Source organism: Streptomyces sp. NPDC006510 (genome assembly GCF_040611955.1).
GTDB lineage: Bacteria > Actinomycetota > Actinomycetes > Streptomycetales > Streptomycetaceae > Streptomyces.
On sequence record NZ_JBEXPH010000008.1, the window covers coordinates 87,668 to 104,659 of the forward strand.

General features: G+C 71.5%; 12 protein-coding genes. 4 read left to right on the forward strand and 8 right to left on the reverse strand.

Going from position 1 to position 16,992, the window contains the following annotated elements; genetic code table 11:
- Window positions 1–36: 36 nt before the first annotated feature.
- A complete protein-coding gene (locus ABZY11_RS04755; protein ID WP_356477730.1) occupies window positions 37–654 on the reverse strand; it encodes a TetR/AcrR family transcriptional regulator in 618 nt (205 codons plus the stop codon).
- 86 nt (window positions 655–740) lie between these two features.
- Between ABZY11_RS04755 and ABZY11_RS04760 the strand changes: the two genes are divergently transcribed.
- Window positions 741–1,514, forward strand: a complete 774-nt coding sequence (locus ABZY11_RS04760; RefSeq protein WP_356477731.1) for an SDR family oxidoreductase — start codon at window positions 741–743, stop codon at window positions 1,512–1,514.
- Window positions 1,515–1,589: 75 nt separating this feature from the next.
- On the opposite strand, the gene ABZY11_RS04765 is transcribed toward ABZY11_RS04760, so the two are convergent.
- Window positions 1,590–2,345: an HNH endonuclease family protein gene (locus ABZY11_RS04765; RefSeq protein ID WP_356477750.1), complete on the reverse strand. Its 756-nt coding sequence runs from the start codon at window positions 2,343–2,345 to the stop codon at window positions 1,590–1,592.
- A 234-nt stretch (window positions 2,346–2,579) separates the two neighbouring features.
- On the opposite strand from ABZY11_RS04765, the gene ABZY11_RS04770 reads away from it, so the two are divergent.
- Window positions 2,580–2,759, forward strand: a complete 180-nt coding sequence (locus tag ABZY11_RS04770; protein WP_356477732.1) for a hypothetical protein — start codon at window positions 2,580–2,582, stop codon at window positions 2,757–2,759.
- Window positions 2,760–2,943: 184 nt separating this feature from the next.
- On the opposite strand, the gene mfd is transcribed toward ABZY11_RS04770, so the two are convergent.
- The 3 genes from mfd to ABZY11_RS04785 form a co-directional block, all read right to left on the reverse strand.
- Window positions 2,944–6,477: a transcription-repair coupling factor gene (gene mfd, locus ABZY11_RS04775; RefSeq protein WP_356477733.1), complete on the reverse strand. Its 3,534-nt coding sequence runs from the start codon at window positions 6,475–6,477 to the stop codon at window positions 2,944–2,946.
- Window positions 6,478–6,734: 257 nt separating this feature from the next.
- On the reverse strand, window positions 6,735–9,323 hold the full coding sequence (locus ABZY11_RS04780) for an FtsX-like permease family protein (RefSeq protein ID WP_356477734.1): 2,589 nt from the start codon (window positions 9,321–9,323) through the stop codon (window positions 6,735–6,737).
- On the reverse strand, window positions 9,320–10,108 hold the full coding sequence (locus ABZY11_RS04785; RefSeq protein WP_356477735.1) for an ABC transporter ATP-binding protein: 789 nt from the start codon (window positions 10,106–10,108) through the stop codon (window positions 9,320–9,322). Before ABZY11_RS04785 ends, ABZY11_RS04780 begins: the two co-directional genes overlap by 4 nt.
- A 523-nt stretch (window positions 10,109–10,631) precedes the next feature.
- On the opposite strand from ABZY11_RS04785, the gene ABZY11_RS04790 reads away from it, so the two are divergent.
- Window positions 10,632–11,105 (forward strand): DUF485 domain-containing protein, encoded by a 474-nt coding sequence (locus ABZY11_RS04790; protein WP_356477736.1) that lies wholly within the window; start codon window positions 10,632–10,634, stop codon window positions 11,103–11,105.
- Between the two features lie 26 nt (window positions 11,106–11,131).
- Window positions 11,132–12,721: a cation acetate symporter gene (locus tag ABZY11_RS04795; protein WP_356477751.1), complete on the forward strand. Its 1,590-nt coding sequence runs from the start codon at window positions 11,132–11,134 to the stop codon at window positions 12,719–12,721.
- 58 nt (window positions 12,722–12,779) lie between these two features.
- On the opposite strand, the gene ABZY11_RS04800 is transcribed toward ABZY11_RS04795, so the two are convergent.
- The 3 genes from ABZY11_RS04800 to ABZY11_RS04810 all read right to left on the reverse strand — a co-directional run.
- The gene (locus ABZY11_RS04800; protein ID WP_356477737.1) at window positions 12,780–14,672 is read right to left on the reverse strand and encodes a protein kinase; all 1,893 of its coding nucleotides are present in this window, start codon (window positions 14,670–14,672) and stop codon (window positions 12,780–12,782) included.
- A gap of 81 nt (window positions 14,673–14,753) precedes the next feature.
- Window positions 14,754–15,647 carry a cellulose-binding protein gene (locus tag ABZY11_RS04805; RefSeq protein ID WP_356477738.1) on the reverse strand — a complete coding sequence of 298 codons (894 nt, stop codon included), beginning with the start codon at window positions 15,645–15,647 and terminating at the stop codon, window positions 14,754–14,756.
- 173 nt (window positions 15,648–15,820) lie between these two features.
- Window positions 15,821–16,992, reverse strand: a 1,172-nt coding sequence (locus ABZY11_RS04810; protein ID WP_356477739.1) for an SUKH-4 family immunity protein, incomplete at its 5' end; no start/stop codon positions are given.

The window sequence follows — 16,992 nt, forward strand, 5'->3', positions numbered from 1 at the left end:
CCCGGGGCGGGTTCCGTCCGTGCGACGCGGGCTCCGTCAGCGGCCCGCCCCCGGCCAAGCGGCCAGCGCCAGCTCGGCGACCTCTGCCAGCTCGGCCCGCCCGGCTCCGTCCCGGGCCCGCTGCGACATCCCCTGGATCACCGCCGCGAAATATCCGGCCAGGGCCCCGGGGCTCGCGTCCGCCGACAGCTCACCCTCCTGCTGCGCCGCCCGCAGCCGCGACTCCCAGGCGGCGAGGTTGGCATTGCGCAGGTCCCGGAGGAAGGCGGCGACCTCGGCGTCCTGCGGGGCGATGTTGGTGGCTGCGCTGATCGTCAGGCATCCCGCCGGGTGGGAGGGGTCGGGGTAGATCTCCGCCGCCTCGCGCAGGATGCGCGCGAACGCGCCGTAGGCGGTGGGCTCCTCCGCCAGGGCGTTGCCCATGAACGCCCCGACGGGGGTGCGCCCGTAGGCGTGGACCGACTCCTCGAAGAGTGACCGCTTGTCCCCGAAGGCGGCATAGAGGCTTCCCGGCCTGATGCCCATCGCCTCGGTCAGCTCACCGACCGAGGTCGCCCCGTAGCCACGCTCCCAGAACAGCCGGGTGGCCGCCGCGAGTGCCGCATCCCGGTCGAAGGAGCGCGGGCGCCCGCGCGTCGCACCTGTATTGCCCATGCCACACATTCTAGAGCGCCCGCTCAAGAAGTCGTGCTAGCTTATTTTTGAACGAGCACTCAACAATAGAGGAGCGGTCCACAGCCATGACCACGTACGCGCTCGAAGGCAAGGTCGCACTCGTCACCGGTGGCAGCCGGGGCATAGGCCGGGGCATCGCGGAACGGCTCGGGCGGGACGGGGCCGTCGTGGCCGTCGCCTACGCCCGCGACACGGCGGCGGCCGACGAGGTCGTCGAGGGGATCCGCAGGACCGGCGGGACGGCGTTCGCGATCCGGGCGGAACTGGGCACGCACGGCGACGCGGCCGCCCTGTGGTCCGCCTTCGACGAACGGATCACCGGGCACGCACCCGGCGGCGGTGTCGACATCATCGTCAACAACGCCGGGATCGGCCGCAGTTCGGACCTGACGTCCCTCACCGAGGAGGACTTCGACGCGGTCTTCGCCGTGAACGTCCGGGCGCCGTTCTTCATCGTCAAGGAGGGGCTCGGGCGGCTGCGCGACGGCGGCCGGATCATCAACATCTCCAGCGGCGCGGCCCGTATCGCCATGCCGGAGATCATCGCCTACAGCGCGACCAAGGGGGCCCTGGACAACTTCACCCTCAACCTCGCCAAGGAGCTGGGCCCGCGCGGCATCACGGCCAACTCGGTGGCCCCCGGGGTCGTCGACACGGACGTCAACGCGGGCTGGCTGCGCGGCAACGCGGAGGCCGAGGCGCATGCCGCGTCGCTCGCCGCACTGGGCCGGGTCGGGCAGCCGGACGACATCGCCGGCATCGTCGCGTTCCTCGCCTCCGACGACGCCCGCTGGGTGACCGGCAGGTCGATCGACGCGACCGGAGGCTCGGGGCTCTGACGACGCGGGGGTCCGGACGGGCACCCCCGCCCGGACCCCCGGACCCCCGGCCCACCCGGTCACCCGGTCACTTGGTCATCCGCCGCACTGCTCCAGCATCGCCTTCTTGTCGGCGCCGGTGACCGGCAGTTCGTACTTCAGGGACACCTGCGCGAACCGCACCGCGTACGAGCAGCGGACCGGCTTGTACGGCGGCAGCCAGGAGGCCGGCCCCGAGTCGCGCTTGGCGTTGTTGGCCGGCCCGTCCACCGGGATGAGGTTGAGCGGGTCGTTGGCGATCTGCTGCCGCTTGGCCTCGTTCCAGCGCGCGGCGCCCATCTGCCAGTCGTACGAGAGCGGCATGACGTGGTCGATCTGCACCTTGGTGGCCTGCTGCTTGCGCCAGTCGATGGTCGAGCCCGTGTACGGGTCCTTGAGGGTCATCGACACGACCACACAGTCCGAACCGGACCGGAACTTCACGTCCTTGCCGTCCCTGGCCAGGAGGTCGTTACGGGTGTCGCAACCGTTCCTCGCGAGCGGTATCCCGTCGACCGAGTCCTTCCACGCGTAGCCGAACTCGTCCCGGGCGTAACCGGTCTTCGGCCCCCGCCCCTTCGTCGCCACCTGCTCGATGACCTTCCGGCCGGCCGCCCGGTCCGCCTCGGACGTGAGCGGCGCGAGCCCCGGCTTCGTACCGTCGGCGTTGTCGAGCGGACTGGCCCCGAATCCGGTGGCGGCCCGCCCGCCGCCGTCCGAACCGCCGCCCTGCCGCCCGGTCCCGGCGGACGTCTTCTCGGGGTCGCAGCCGGCCAGGGCCAGCACCGCCGCCACGCTGAGGGCGGGCAGCATCACTCGGTAAGTGCGGGGAGATATCACGCGGAACCGTCCTGACGGGGAGAAAGCCGAACCCGGGAATCCTACGGATGCCTTCCCCGCTGACGGGTGTTCATGAGCGCGCCCGCGAGCCGTTGCGGCCGGAATCACACCGGGAACGGCACGTCAGCAAGGCTGGAGGGGCGGCAGGCGGCCCATGAAGAAAGCCGCCGGAGGCACGCCCATCATGGTGCGGAACTCCGCGGTCAGATGGGACTGGTCGTAGTAGCCGACCGCGTCGGCGAGCTGCGCCCAGCGGGGAACGGCTCCAGGCTGGTAGCGGAGGGCGGCAACGCCAGGCTCACCGACCAGGTGCGCCGAGCACTGGGCCGCCCGCCCCGCACCTTCGCCACCTGGGCCCAGGACAACCGCGGCGCGTTCGCCGTCTGAGCGGATCGCCGGGAGAGCGACGCCTGCGCTCACCTGATCGACAGGCGTCCCCAGTAGTTCCGCGACCGCTTCCGGCGCGGCCACCTCGCCTGCCGCGACCCCACGAGGTCCGACCCGGCCGCGCACCCACGCGTATCGGCCCCGCCGGACATCCGACGGGGCCGATACACGCAACGCTCCAGGGCTACGACCCCAGGATCGTCGTGAGGAACTCGCCCGTCCACGCCAGCAGTTCGCGGCCGACGACCGGCTTGCCGCCGACTCTGGCGGTGGTGGGGCGGGGGACCAGGATCTGGTGGACGGCCGGCTTGATGACCGTCTTCGGGTAGAGGCGCTTGAGGCGGAGCTCCTGCGATTCGCGCAGTTCCACCGGGGCGAACCGGATGTTCGGGCCCTGGAGGACGATCTCGCCGACGCCGCAGGCGCGGGCCAGCATGCGCAGGCCGGCGACCAGGAGGAGGTTCTCGACCGGCTCGGGGAGCTTGCCGTAGCGGTCGGTGAGTTCCTCGCGGACGGCCCTGATGTCGTCCTCCGTACTGGCGGAGGCGATGGCGCGGTACGCCTGGAGGCGCAGCCGCTCGCCGGGGGCGTAGTCGTGCGGAACGTGGGCGTCGACGGGGAGCTCGATCTTGACCTCCAGGGGCGGTTCCTCCTCCACGCCGCCTTCGAGGGAGGCCCGGTAGTCGGCGACCGCCTCGCCCACCATGCGTACGTACAGGTCGAAGCCGACGCCCGCGATGTGGCCGGACTGTTCGCCGCCCAGGAGGTTTCCGGCGCCGCGGATCTCCAGGTCCTTCATCGCCACGTACATGCCCGCGCCCATCTCGGTGTGCTGGGCGATCGTGGCCAGCCGCTCGTGGGCCGTCTCGGTGAGCGGCTTCTCCGGGGGGTAGAGGAAGTACGCGTAGCCGCGTTCGCGGCCTCGGCCGACGCGGCCGCGCAGCTGGTGGAGCTGGGAGAGGCCGAAGTTGTCGCCGCGCTCCACGATCAGGGTGTTGGCGTTGGAGATGTCGATGCCGGACTCGACGATCGTGGTGGAGACCAGGACGTCGAACTTCTTCTCCCAGAAGTCCACCACCACCTGTTCCAGGGCCTGTTCGGACATCTGGCCGTGGGCAGTCGCGATCCTCGCCTCGGGGACGATCTCGCGCAGCCGCGCGGCGGCCCGGTCGATCGACTCGACGCGGTTGTGGATGTAGAACGCCTGGCCCTCGCGGAGCAGTTCACGGCGGATGGCCGCGCCGATCTGCTTCTCCTCGTACGGGCCGACGAAGGTGAGGACCGGGTGGCGCTCCTCGGGCGGCGTGGTGATCGTCGACATCTCGCGGATGCCCGTCACGGCCATTTCGAGCGTACGGGGGATCGGCGTCGCGGACATGGTGAGGACGTCGACGTTGGCGCGGAGCTTCTTCAGCTGCTCCTTGTGCTCGACGCCGAAGCGCTGCTCCTCGTCGACGATGACCAGGCCCAGATCCTTGAACCTCGTCTCGGAGGAGAAGAGGCGGTGGGTGCCGATGACCAGGTCCACGGAGCCCTCGCGGAGCCCTTCGAGGGTCGCCCTGGACTCCGAATCGGACTGGAAGCGGCTCAACGCCCGTACGTTGACCGGGAATTGGGAGTAGCGCTCGGTGAAGGTGCCGTAGTGCTGCTGGACCAGGAGGGTGGTGGGTACGAGCACGGCGACCTGCTTGCCGTCCTGGACCGCCTTGAACGCCGCCCGTACCGCGATCTCCGTCTTGCCGTAGCCGACGTCGCCGCAGATCAGCCGGTCCATCGGGACGGACTTCTCCATGTCCTCCTTGACCTCGGCGATGGTGGAGAGCTGGTCGGGCGTCTCCGCGTACGGGAAGGCGTCCTCCAGTTCGCGCTGCCAGGGGGTGTCGGGGCCGAAGACATGGCCGGGGGCCGCCATCCGGGCGGAGTACAGCTTGATCAGGTCGGCGGCGATCTCCTTGACGGCCTTCTTGGCGCGCGCCTTGGTCTTCGTCCAGTCGGCGCCGCCGAGCCGGTGCAGAGTGGGTGCCTCGCCGCCGACGTACTTGGTGACCTGCTCCAGCTGGTCGGTCGGGATGTACAGGCGGTCGCCGGGCTGGCCGCGCTTGGCGGGGGCGTACTCGACGAGGAGGTACTCGCGGGTGGCGCCCTGCACGGTGCGCTGCACCATCTCGATGTAGCGGCCCACGCCGTGCTGTTCGTGGACGATGTAGTCGCCGGTCTCCAGCGTCAGCGGGTCGATCGTCTTGCGGCGGCGGGCCGGCATCCGGCCCAGGTCCTTGGTGGCGGTGCGCTGGCCGGTGAGATCCGTCTCGGTGAGTACGGCGAGCTTCAGCGCCGGGTCGACGAAGCCGTGGTCGATCGCGCCGCAGGAGACATGGACGACGGACGGGGAGATCTCCGCCAGGTCCGGGTCGAGGCGGGCGGCGATGCCCTCGCCGCTCAGCACCTCGACGGTGCGCGAGGCGAGGCCCTGGCCCTCGGTGACGTACACCGTGCGCCAGCCGTCGGCGAGCCGGCCCTTGGTGTCGGCGAACGCGCGGGCGGTGTCGCCGCGGTACGCCTCCGGGGCGTGCATGCCGAGCTTGAGCGTGTCGTCGTCCTGGTCGGCCTCGTCGGCGGCGAACGGGGAGACCGACCACCACATCATCTCCAGCTCACGGGCCCGGTCCCGGACGTCCGCGATGCCCCACAGGGAGGCTGCGCCGACGTCGATCGGGGCCTCGCCCCCGCCCGCGGTGGCCGCCCAGGACGCCTGGAGGAACTCCTGGCTGGTGGCGACCAGGTCGGCGGCCCTGGTGCGGACCCGCTCCGGGTCGCAGACCAGCGCCATCGACCCCTTCGGCAGCACATCGAGCAGCAGCTCCATGTCGTCGACCAGGACCGGGGCGAGGGACTCCATGCCCTCCACCGCGATCCCCTCGGCGATCTTGCCGAGCAGCTCGCCCAGCTCCGGATGCTGTTCGGCGAGGGCGGCGGCCCGCTCCCGCACCTGGTCGGTGAGCAGCAGCTCGCGGCAGGGCGGCGCCCACAGCCCGTGCTCGGCGATCTCCAGGGACCGCTGGTCGGCGATCTTGAAGTAGCGGACCTCCTCGACGTCGTCGCCCCAGAACTCCACCCGAAGGGGGTGTTCCTCGGTCGGCGGGAAGACGTCCAGGATGCCGCCGCGCACGGCGAACTCGCCGCGCTTCTCGACCAGTTCGACGCGGGCGTACGCGGCCGCCGCGAGCGCGTCGACGGTCTTGCCGAGGTCGGCGCTCTGACCGATGCGCAGTGCCACGGGTTCCAGGTCGCCGAGCCCCTTGACCTGCGGCTGGAGCACGGAGCGGACCGGCGCGACGACGACGGAGACCGGGCCGGTCTCCGGGTCGTCCTTCCTGGGGTGCGCCAGCCGCCGCAGCACGGCGAGGCGGCGGCCCACGGTGTCCGAGCGGGGCGACAGCCGCTCGTGCGGCAGGGTCTCCCAGGACGGGAACTCGGCGATCGTGTCCGGCGGCAGCAGGGTGCGCAGCGCGGCCGCCAGGTCCTCGGCCTCCCGGCCGGTCGCGGTGACGGCGAGCACGGTCCGCCCGGTCTCGCGGGCCAGCGCGGCGACGGCGAAGGGGCGGGCGGCGGGCGGGCCGACGAGGTCGACATGCATCCGGTGGCCGTCGCCGGCGGCCTTCACCGCTTCTTCGAGCGCCGGATCACGTACGACGACATCCAGCAGACCGTGCAGGCTCATGAAGGGCTTCCGTCCGGGTAACGAGGGCGAGGTCCGGCAGCCGGCTGCTGCCAGGAGCGACGCGTAGGGGCAACACGAAGGACCCGACACGTCGCACGGGCCGGGGGTTCCCAGCGTACGACTCCGCTGTGACAGCCGCGCCCGCAATCCGGCCCGGCGGGGTGTCCGGGGCGACGTCCCGGCGCACGAATCCGGCCCCGGGGTGTTTGGAGGAACACCCCGGGGCCGGAACGGTCAGTCTACGTGGGCAGCCCGCGTCACCCGTCCGTGGCGATCGCGTTCAGGACGTTCATCCGGCCCGCCCGGAACGCCGGAACCAGGGCGGCGAACAGGCCGACGAAGGCCGAGGCGACGAAGACCGTGAGGATCGTCGGCCACGGGATCTCCAGGACGCCGAGGCCCTCCAGGGCCAGCAGCTTCTGGGCCGCCGTGCCCCAGCCCATGCCGAGGCCGAGGCCGAGCAGGGCTCCGAAGACGGCGATGACCACCGACTCCAGGCGGATCATCCGGCGCAGCTGGCGGCGGGAGAGGCCGATGGCGCGCATCAGGCCGATCTCCCTCGTCCGCTCGACCACCGACAGGGCCAGGGTGTTCACCACACCGAGCACGGCGACGATGATCGCGAGTGCCAGCAGGCCGTAGACGATGTTCAGCAGCTGGCCGATCTGGTCCTTGAGCTGCTGCTTGAAGTCGGCCTGGTTCTTCACCTCGTACCGCGGGTACTTGACCAGGGCGCTCTTGAGGGCGGCGTACGCCTCCTTCTCCTTGCCGTCCGCGGCCTTCGCGAACATGATCATGTTCTGCGGCAGGGTGTCGGCGGGGACGTACCGCGCGGCGGTCGTGATGTTGACGTACATCGCGCCCTTGTCGATGTTCACGTCGTCCGAGGTGATCGCGGCGACCTTCAGCTTCGCGCTCTCGCCGCCCTTGAATGCGACGGTCATCCGGTCACCGACCTTGACGTGGTGCTCGGTGGCGTACCTCTCACCGACCGACATGGCGTCCTTGCCGTACGCGTCGGCCAGCTCGCCGGAGACCGTCTCGCGGCGGACGTCGTCCTTGTACGTGGGTTCGACGGCGACCAGGCCCTCGTTCGCAGTGCTGCCGTCGGGGGCGGTCAGCCGGGCGTTGACGATCTTGTAGTTGGTGACGTGCTCGATGTCCGGCACGCTCTTCAGGGCCTTCGCCGCCTGGTCCACGATCAGTGCGCCGTCGCCGCCGGCCGGCTGGACGATGAAGTCCGCGCCGACGGACTTGTCGAGCTCGTCGGTGGCCGAGGCGACCATGGAGGAGCCGACGACCGAGAGGCAGGCGACCAGGGCGAGACCGACCATCAGGGCGGCGCCGGTCGCTCCGGTGCGGCGCGGGTTGCGCAGGGCGTTGCGCTCGGCGAGCCGTCCCACGGAGCCGAACACCCGCAGCATGACCGCGCTCAGCACCCGGACCACGAAGCCGGCCAGCAGCGGGCCGATCACGATGAAGCCGATCAGGGTGAGGAGCACGCCCGCACCGAGGAGGAGCGAGCCCGGGGCCGACTCCTCGGCCTTCGTCGCGCCGAGGAGCGCGGCGCCGCCGGCGAGCGTGAGGACCAGGCCGATCGCGGCCCGGATCCGGCCCGCGCCGCCGTCCGCCGGGGTTCCGGCTTCGCGCAGGGCGGCCATCGGGGAGATCTTCCCGGCCCGGCGGGCCGGGAAGTACGCGGCGACGACGGTGACGACGATGCCGAGCACCAGGCCGACCACGGGGGTCGTCCAGGCGACCGTGAGGTCCTCGGTGGAGAGCTCCATGCCCATGGCGCCCATGAGCTTCATCAGGCCGACGGCGAGGCCGACCCCCGCGCCGACGCCGAGGAGCGAGCCGACGACGCCGAGGAACAGCGCCTCGATCAGCACGGACCGGTTGACCTGCTTGCGGCTGGAGCCGATGGCCCGCATCAGACCGATCTCGCGGGTGCGCTGGGCGACCAGCATCGAGAAGGTGTTGACGATCAGGAAGATCCCGACGAGGAGGGCGATCCCGGCGAAGCCGAGCATCGCGTACTTCATGACATCGAGGAAGGAGCCCATCGAGTCCTTGCTGGACGCCGCCGACTCCTCCTGCGTCCGCAGCTCGTACGCGGAGGTGTCGCCCAGTGCCGTGGCGACGTTCTTCTTCAACTGCTCGTCGGCCACGCCCGCTTCGGCGGTGACCGAGATCCCACTGAAGACATCGGGGCCGCCGAGCAGCTTGGTCTGCGCGGTGACGGTGTCGAAATAGACGACGGTGGCACCGGGGTTGGTGACCTTGAAGGTGGCGATGCCGCTGATCCGCGCCTCGATGTCGCCGTTGGCGGTGATGGTGCGCAGTTCGTCGCCGAGCTTCAGATGGTGCTTCTCGGCGGTGTTGGCGTCGACCATCACCTCGGTCGGGCCGCGCGGTGCGTGACCGGAGGAGAGCTCCATGGAACGCAGGGCGTTCCTGGTCCAGTTGCCCGCGATCGTCGGGCCACCCGAGGTCGGACCCATGTTCTTGTCGTGGCGGTCGACGACGGTGACGGACGTGCTGGAGACGACGCCCTCGGTCGCCTTCGCGCCGGTGGCCTTCGCGGCCTGCCCGACGGCGGACGCGGGGACCGTGACGGGCTTGCCGTCGCCCGGGAGTCGGTCGTCCTCGTCGGGCGCCTTCGGGGCAACCGTGACATCGGCCGCGGTCGCGGCGAAGAGCTTGTCGAACGTGGTGTTCATGGTGTCGGTGAAGACGAGCGTGCCGCACACGAACGCCACCGACAGCAGGACCGCGACGGCGGAGAGCGCCATGCGTCCCTTGTGGGCGAAGAAGTTCCGCCTCGATGTCTTCCAGACGGTCATGAGGTCCGCCCGCGCGAGTCGAAGTCCTTCATCCGGTCGAGGACCTGGTCGGCCGTCGGGTTGTGCATCTCGTCGACGATGCGCCCGTCGGCGAGGTACAGCACCCGGTCCGCGTAGGAGGCGGCCACCGGGTCGTGGGTGACCATGACGATGGTCTGGCCCAGCTCGTCGACCGACCTGCGCAGGAAGCTCAGCACCTCGGCGCCGGCCCGTGAGTCCAGGTTCCCGGTGGGCTCGTCACCGAAGATGATCTCCGGCCGGGCGGCGAGCGCCCGGGCCACCGCGACGCGCTGCTGCTGGCCGCCGGAGAGCTCGGTGGGCCGGTGCTTCAGCCGCTCGGCGAGACCGACGGTGTCCACGACCTGCCGCAGCCAGGCGGCGTCGGGTCTGCGGCCCGCGATGTCCATCGGCAGCGTGATGTTCTCCAGCGCGTTGAGCGTGGGGAGCAGGTTGAACGCCTGGAAGATGAAGCCGACCCGGTCCCGGCGGAGCTGGGTGAGCTTCTTGTCCTTGAGCCCGGTGATCTCGGTCTCGTCGAGGAAGATCTGCCCCGAGCTCACGGTGTCCAGGCCGGCCAGGCAGTGCATCAGGGTCGACTTGCCGGAGCCGGACGGGCCCATGATCGCCGTGAACTGCCCGCGGACGATGTCCACGTCGACGTGGTCGAGTGCCACGACCCGGGTCTCCCCCGTCCCGTACGCCTTGACGACCTGCCGCGCTCGCGCAGCGACGGCCGTACGCCCTCCAGTGTCCCCGTGCCTGGGAATCGTTACAGCCGTTGTCACGGTTTATCTCCTATGTCGGTCAGCGCGTTCGGGATGTGTCGGCGCACATGCAGAGTCTGGTGTCGGGAGGAGGGCGGCACACTGGTGCCCAGCGCAGTCCTCGGGTGGGGTTTTCCCCACCCCGCCCCCCGTGCCCGGCCGCGTTCGCGGCGGGATTCAGCCGCTTTTCGCGGTGTAGGAACACGTTAAGGAACGGGCTCCCGCTGCCACGTCCTCCGCCGGGAGGAACCACCCCTGGCCAGAAATAAGGAGCTCCCCCTAAGGGTCTCGGCCCCCGGGTGGAGACCCGTATCAGGGGCTGGTCCCACGGGTGCAGCCGCCCGGTCCTGGAAAGTCTCATTCCCGCCCGGCCGCCACCTCCGGTTCACCGGGCCTCACGCAACTGAGCCATTACCGCTGGTAATTCAGGCCACCCACTCCCCAACTGCCGTACCCACGAGTAATGTTCGCGCTTCCGACCGCACCCGCACTCCTGCCTTGCCGTCCAGACCAGGACCCGAGCCATGCAAGGAGCAGCACCCCGATGTCGCACGGAACCCCGCCCCCGTCCCCCCACCCCTCCTGGCCCGAGCAGCTGCCGAAACCCTCTCCGCAGCATCAGCCCCCGCCTCCGCACCAACCCGACTATCTGCTGCCCTGGCAGAGCTCGGAAACCGCGCCGTCCCCCCGGTCGCAGAGCACACCGAGCACGCCGGGCACCCCCGCACCCGCGCCCGGCCGCCACAGCGACCTGCGCCGGCTGCGCACCTCGTACCGGGTACTGCGGCGCACCGCGGCCCTGACCGCGTTCGGCTACTTCGTGATCTTCCTGCTGCTCTCCGGATACGCCAAGGACCTGCTGGACCGCCCGCTGTTCGGCGGCCTCAACATCGGCCTGGCCCTGGGGCTCTGCCAGTTCCCCGTGACCCTGCTCGCCATCTCCCTGTACGAGCGGACCGCACGGCGCACGGTCGACCCGCTCGCCTCCCGGATCCGCAGAGCGGGAGCGGCGCGGTGAACGGATTCGACAACTCCGCGCAGTCGATGTCCCTGGTGGCCTTCCTCGCCGTGGGCAGCGTGGCGCTGCTGCTCTGTGTGATGACCGGCCCGGACCGCGACGACCTCGACGAGTTCTACACCGGCTCCCGCTCGCTCTCGCCCATGCACAGCGGCCTCGCCCTCGCGGGCGACTACCTCTCCGCGGCCACGGTGCTCGGCACCACCGGCATCATCGCCCTCACCGGCTACGACGGGTTGATCCTCGCCCTGAGCATCACCCTCTCGCTCGTGCTGCTGATGTTCCTGCTCGCCGAACCGCTGCGCAACGCGGGCGGGTTCACCATGGGCGACGTGCTGGTGCGCCGCGCCCCGGGCCGCGCGGTCCGCATCACCGCCTGCGCGGCCACCCTCGCCGCGCTCGTTCCGATGATGGTGGTCCAGCTCGCCAGCAGCGGCGATCTGCTCGCCTTCATCCTGGGGTTCGACACCTCGGGGTTCCGCACCGGCGCCATCATCGGGCTCGGCACCCTGATGATCGGCTACGCGGCGATCGGCGGGATGAAGGGCACCTCGCTGATCCAGATCGTGAAGACCGTGGTCCTCTTCGTGGCCGCCCTCACCATCGCCGTACTGATCATGAACCGGTTCGGCTGGAACACCGACTCCCTGCTCTCGGCCGCCCGGCAGAGCAGCGGCGCGGGGGCCGCGTACCTGCGCTCGGGGCTCCAGTTCGACGGCAGCGGACTGGACATGGTCAGCTCCGAACTGACCGTGGTGCTCGGTGCCGCCTGCCTGCCGCACGTCACGATGCGCATGTCGAGCGCCCGCTCCACCCAGGCGGTCCGCCGCTCGATGTCCTGGGCGGTCGGCGTGGTCGGCGCGATCTGCCTGCTGCTCGTCGTGATCGGCTTCGGCGCGGGGGCCCTCGTCGGCCATGACGTCATCACCTCCGCCGGGGCGTCCGGGAACAGCGCGATCCTCCAGATCAGCGGAGAGGTCGCGAACGGTACGCAGATGGGGGCCCTGATCATCACGACGATGACGACGGCGATCTTCCTCACCCTGCTCGCCTCGGTCGCCGGAATGATCCTGTCCTGCGCCAACTCCCTCGCCCACGACCTCTTCGCGCACGGTCTGCACGGGGTGCGCGACCCGGACCGCAAGCCGCTGGCGGGTCTGTCCGAGATGCGTACGGCACAGATCTCGGCGATCGTCGTCGGACTGCTCGCCACCGTTCTCGCCGTCGTGGCCAGACACTGGAACGTACAGGCGCTGGCGACGCTCTCGTTCTGCGTCGGCGCCTCCGCGCTCGCCCCGGCGCTCCTCTACAGCATGTTCTGGCGGCGCTTCACCCGCACCGGACTGCTCTGCACCCTCATCGTCGGCACCCTCACCACGCTGGTGCTGATCACCGGCACCAACCTGGTCTCCGGTTCCCCCACCTCGGTCTTCCCCGACCACGACTTCAACTGGTTCCCGTACACCACCACCGGGCTCGTCTCCATCCCGGCCGGATTCCTGGCGGGCTGGCTGGGAACGGTGCTCCCCCGCCACACGGCCCCCGCGGCTCGCCGGCTCTACCAGAGCGAGGAGCCCCGGATCCTGGCGGGCGTGCCGCCGACATCCCGGCACTGAACACGGCCGCCGGGCCAGGGCCCGTACGGCGCGCGGGGGCCCACCCCCTGCGCGCCGGTCAGGAGTTGCGCCACAGCTGGGCCGGCTCCGAGGGGTTGCACGCCACCGCCTGGAAGCCGATGCTGCTGAACATCTGGAGGCAGACGCCCTCGGCGACGTTCACCAGGGTGTGACCGCTCGACGTCTTGGCCCCGATCCGCCAGACCTGGGACTCGGAGGCGTTGCAGGTCTCGGCCGACAGCCCCGCGGGGCCGTTCAGCCTGAGGCAGTTGCCGGTGCCCTGGCCGACCAGCTTGAACCTGCCGCCGGACGTGGGTTTGTACGTCCACTTGTAGTAGAGCGTGGCCCCGTTGTGCGCCGGCTCGCCGCACACCGAGTTCATGAGCATGGAGCCCCCGTACGGGGACGCGGACTCGCCCAGGCACCGCTTGTTGGACGCGTTCTTGAGGTAGTACTGCCCCGAGGGTGCCGGGATCTGTCCGCCGCCGCCCGAGCCGCCGGAACCACCGGAGCCGGAGCCGCCGGAGGGCTTGGTGCCGCCGGAACCGGAGCCGTCCGAGGGACCGGAGCCGTCGGAACCGCCGGACCCGCCGGAACCGGAACCCCCGGCGCCGTCGGACCCGCCCTTCCCGTCCTTCCCGCCGTTCCCGTCCTTCGGCTCGTCGGCGGAGCCGTCCGGCGAGGCGGATTTCGAACCCGGCCCGGAGCCCGACGAGCGGGAGGGCGACGCCTCGGGGTCCGTGGAGCGGCCGTCCGCCGCGGATCCGGACGGACCGACGGTGACCGACGGCGCCGCGACATCGGAGTCCGCACCGCGGGAGCCGCCGATCTGGTACGGCCCGAGCGCGAGGGTCAGGGTCGTGCCCGTGACCACCACGACGGGGAGCGCGATGAGCAGCACCCGGGAGCGGCGCCTGCGCGGCTTCTCCGGGACGCCGGTCGTCCGGACATCCGGCAGCGAGGGCCCGGCGGGGACGGGCGCGACCGGCTCCGGTTCGGGCTCCTCGGCCGGCGGCGGCTTCGCCGCGAACGCCGCCCGCTCGGTGATCCGTTCCGTGACGGCCGGCGGCCAGGGCGCGGAGGCCGCGGCGGGCACATGGCCGTCGGCGATCTCGAAGAGTTGGTCGGCCGTCGGCCGGTCCGCGGCGTCCTTGGCGAGACAGGACTCGACCACGGCGGCCAGGTCCGGATCGATGTCCGGCAGGCGCCCGAGGTCGGGGTCGGTGTGGACGATCCGGTAGAACAGGCCCGGCCCCGACCCGTCGCCGAACGGCGGGCGGCAGTTCGCCGCGAACAGCAGCAGGCCGGCCAGCGCGAACACATCCGCCGCACCGGTCAGATCCCGCTCGGCCATGGCCTGTTCGGGGGCCATGTAGGCAGGCGTCCCGATGACCATCCCGGTCCTGGTCACCCTGGACTGGTCGGCCGCGCGGGCCACCCCGAAGTCGATCAGGCTCACACCGTCGAGCGTCAGCATGACGTTGGAGGGCTTGAGGTCGCGGTGCACCATGCCGGCCGCGTGCACGGCCCGCAGGCCGCCCGCCCCGTCGCGGAGCAGCCGCCACAGGCTCTCGGCGGGCAGCGGGCCCCCGTTCAGCCGCAGCGCGTCGCTCAGGGTGACGCCGGGGATGTACTCCGTGGCGAACCACGGGGGCTGAGCCGTGCGGTCACTGGCCAGCAGCCGCGCGCTGACCCCGGCCGGCAGCTTGGCGAGATTGTCGAGCTCGTGCCCGAAGTGGGACAGGAAGTCCTTGTCCGCGGCCAGCACCGGCAGCACCTGCTTGACCGCCGCGTACCGCCCCGCCGAGGTGCCGAGATAGACCCGCCCCATCCCGCCGGTACCGAGGATGCCGAGCAGCCGGAAAGCGCCGATCCGCCGGGGATCGTCCGGCTCCGTCGGTGTGGCTCCGCTGCCCAGTAAACGTGACTCTTCTTCAGCTCCCCCGCGCATGGCGTCAGATTAGCCCAGGCCCGAACGGGCGCACGACGGTTACTCGGCCACGTACGGGGGCCGGGAGAGGAGCCGGCCGGATCAGTCCTCCGCCGGTGTCACCCGCCCGGTGAGTGCCGCGAGCGAATTCCGTACGTGCGCCATGTGCGCCTGCACCTCTTCGCGGCCCTCCTCGTGCTCCCGCACGATCCGCTCCGTCTCCCGGACCACCCGCTCCTCACGGACCCTGGCCTCCGCGATCAGCTCCGCGGCCCGCGCCTCGGCGTCCTCCTGACCGTGCCGGGCGGCCTCCTCCGTCTCCGCGAGCGCCCGCCGCGCCTCGGCCAGCCGGGCCTCTGCCTGCTCGGTCAGCTCGTCGTGGTGCGCCGACTGCGCGGCCTCGGCCTCGGCCACCTCGCGCTCGGCCGCCTGCCACCGCTCGGAGTGCTCCTGCTCCTGGTGCGCGAGAACGCTCTCGGTGCGGCGGACCGTCTCCGCCATCATGGACTCCGCCCGCTCCCGCACCTCCGCGGCCTCCTCGCGGGCCTCGGCGACGGCCCCGTCGGCGGTGCCCCTCGCCGCGGACAGCGTCGCGTCGGCGTGCTGCACGGCCGCCGCCCGCATGACCTCGGCATCCGCCCGCGCCGAGGCACGGAGCCCTCGGCCCGCCTCCTGCGCCGCGTCCCGCAGCGCCTGCGCCTCCTCCTGGGCGGCGCCCCGTACGGTCTCCGCCTCGCTCTCGGCGAGCGCCAGGATCTGCTGGGCACGCTCACCCAGCGTTTCGTAGTTCTGCGGGGCGAGCGTGGCGACGACCTCGCTCAGCCGGACCGACTCCGCCGACAGTTCTTCCACCAGCGCGGTCAGCCGGGACACCTCGTCCAGCGCCCCGTCCCGCTCCGCCGACAGCGCGGCCACCGCGCGGTCCACCTGCTCCGGACGGTAGCCACGTCCGCGTACGCCGACGAAGCCATGCGCGGACACCGGTGCAGAACTCATCCTTGAAGCCTCTTTCCGACTCTCCGACCACCAGCAATACGTCAAGGATGCGGCAATTGGCCAAGAAGTCGGAATCGATCAACTGCTTTCCGGACGGAAGCGACAGGCATCACAGACAGCACGACGCCCGGCCCCCTCTCGGGGAGCCGGGCGCCGTCGCGGAAGCCGCCGGGTCAGATCAGGCCGTCCCACATCTGCTCAAGAAGGACGGACCACCAGCTCTCCGGTGACGCCAGCGCCGCCGCGTCCAGCGCCACCAGCTGGGCCTGGAAGTCGACCGTCCAGCGGCCCGCCTGCTCCGGGTTGAGCCCGAAGCGCAGCCGCCACATCCGGCCGAGCAGCGCCATCGAACGCTGGAACTCCGGCAGCCCGGTGTTCACGAACTGCGGCGCCACCGACTGCCCGCCCGGTCCCGCCTCGACCGGCACGGCCACGATGTTCGCGGTCCCGTACTGGACACAGAGCGCCCGCCCGAAGTCGGACCCCATGACGAGATACGACCCCGCGTCGGGGGCGGCCTGCACCTGGCGCTGTGCGGCGAGCTCGGCCAGCGTCGGCACCACCGGCTGACCCGGCTGGGCCCAGAAGAACGGCCCGAAGTCGGCGGGCAGCCCCGCCCACACCAGCGTGCGCGCCACGGTCTCGGGCACGCCCTGGCGGGAAACGGCGCGCTGGTCGAAGCGGAGGATGCCCTGCGGCCCGAAGGTCTGCAGCAGCTCGTCCGCGATGGCCTCCGGCGGTGCCGCCATCGCGGGCGGCATCTGCGGCAGCGGGGCCCGCACCGGCGCCGGACGGGCCGGCCCGTCCGCCACCTGGTGCAGCTCGCCCTGGTGGGTCAGCAGATGCTGCATGCCCTGCTGGCGGCTGGCGTGATCGGTGCCGTACGGAGCGACGCTGGTGATCCGCACCTGCGGCCAGGTCTCACGGATCATCCGCGCGCAGTAGCCACCGGGCAGCTCGCAGGACTCCAGCTCGGTGTGCAGCTCGATGACCTGTTGCGGCGGCACGTTCATCGCCCGCAGCTCGTGCAGCATCTGCCACTCGGGGTGCGGGGTGCCGGGCGCCGAGCGGCGGATCAGCTGCTGCTCGCTGCCGTCGGGCGCGCGGTAGCGCAGCACGGCCTGGTAGCCGGGTCCGACGGTCGGCTGGCCGGTCGGCGCCTGCGGATATGCGTTCGCCGGGGGCGGCGGGGTATGCGGATTCGGCGGTACGGGGCCGGGGGCGCCCTGCGGCACTCCGGGCGGACCGGGCGGGCCGGGCGGACCGGGCGGGCCGGGCGGACCGGGAGGCTGGGAGTTCACGTCACCCGTCGTCGGCGCGTATCCGAGGTTGCAGCGGGAGGAGA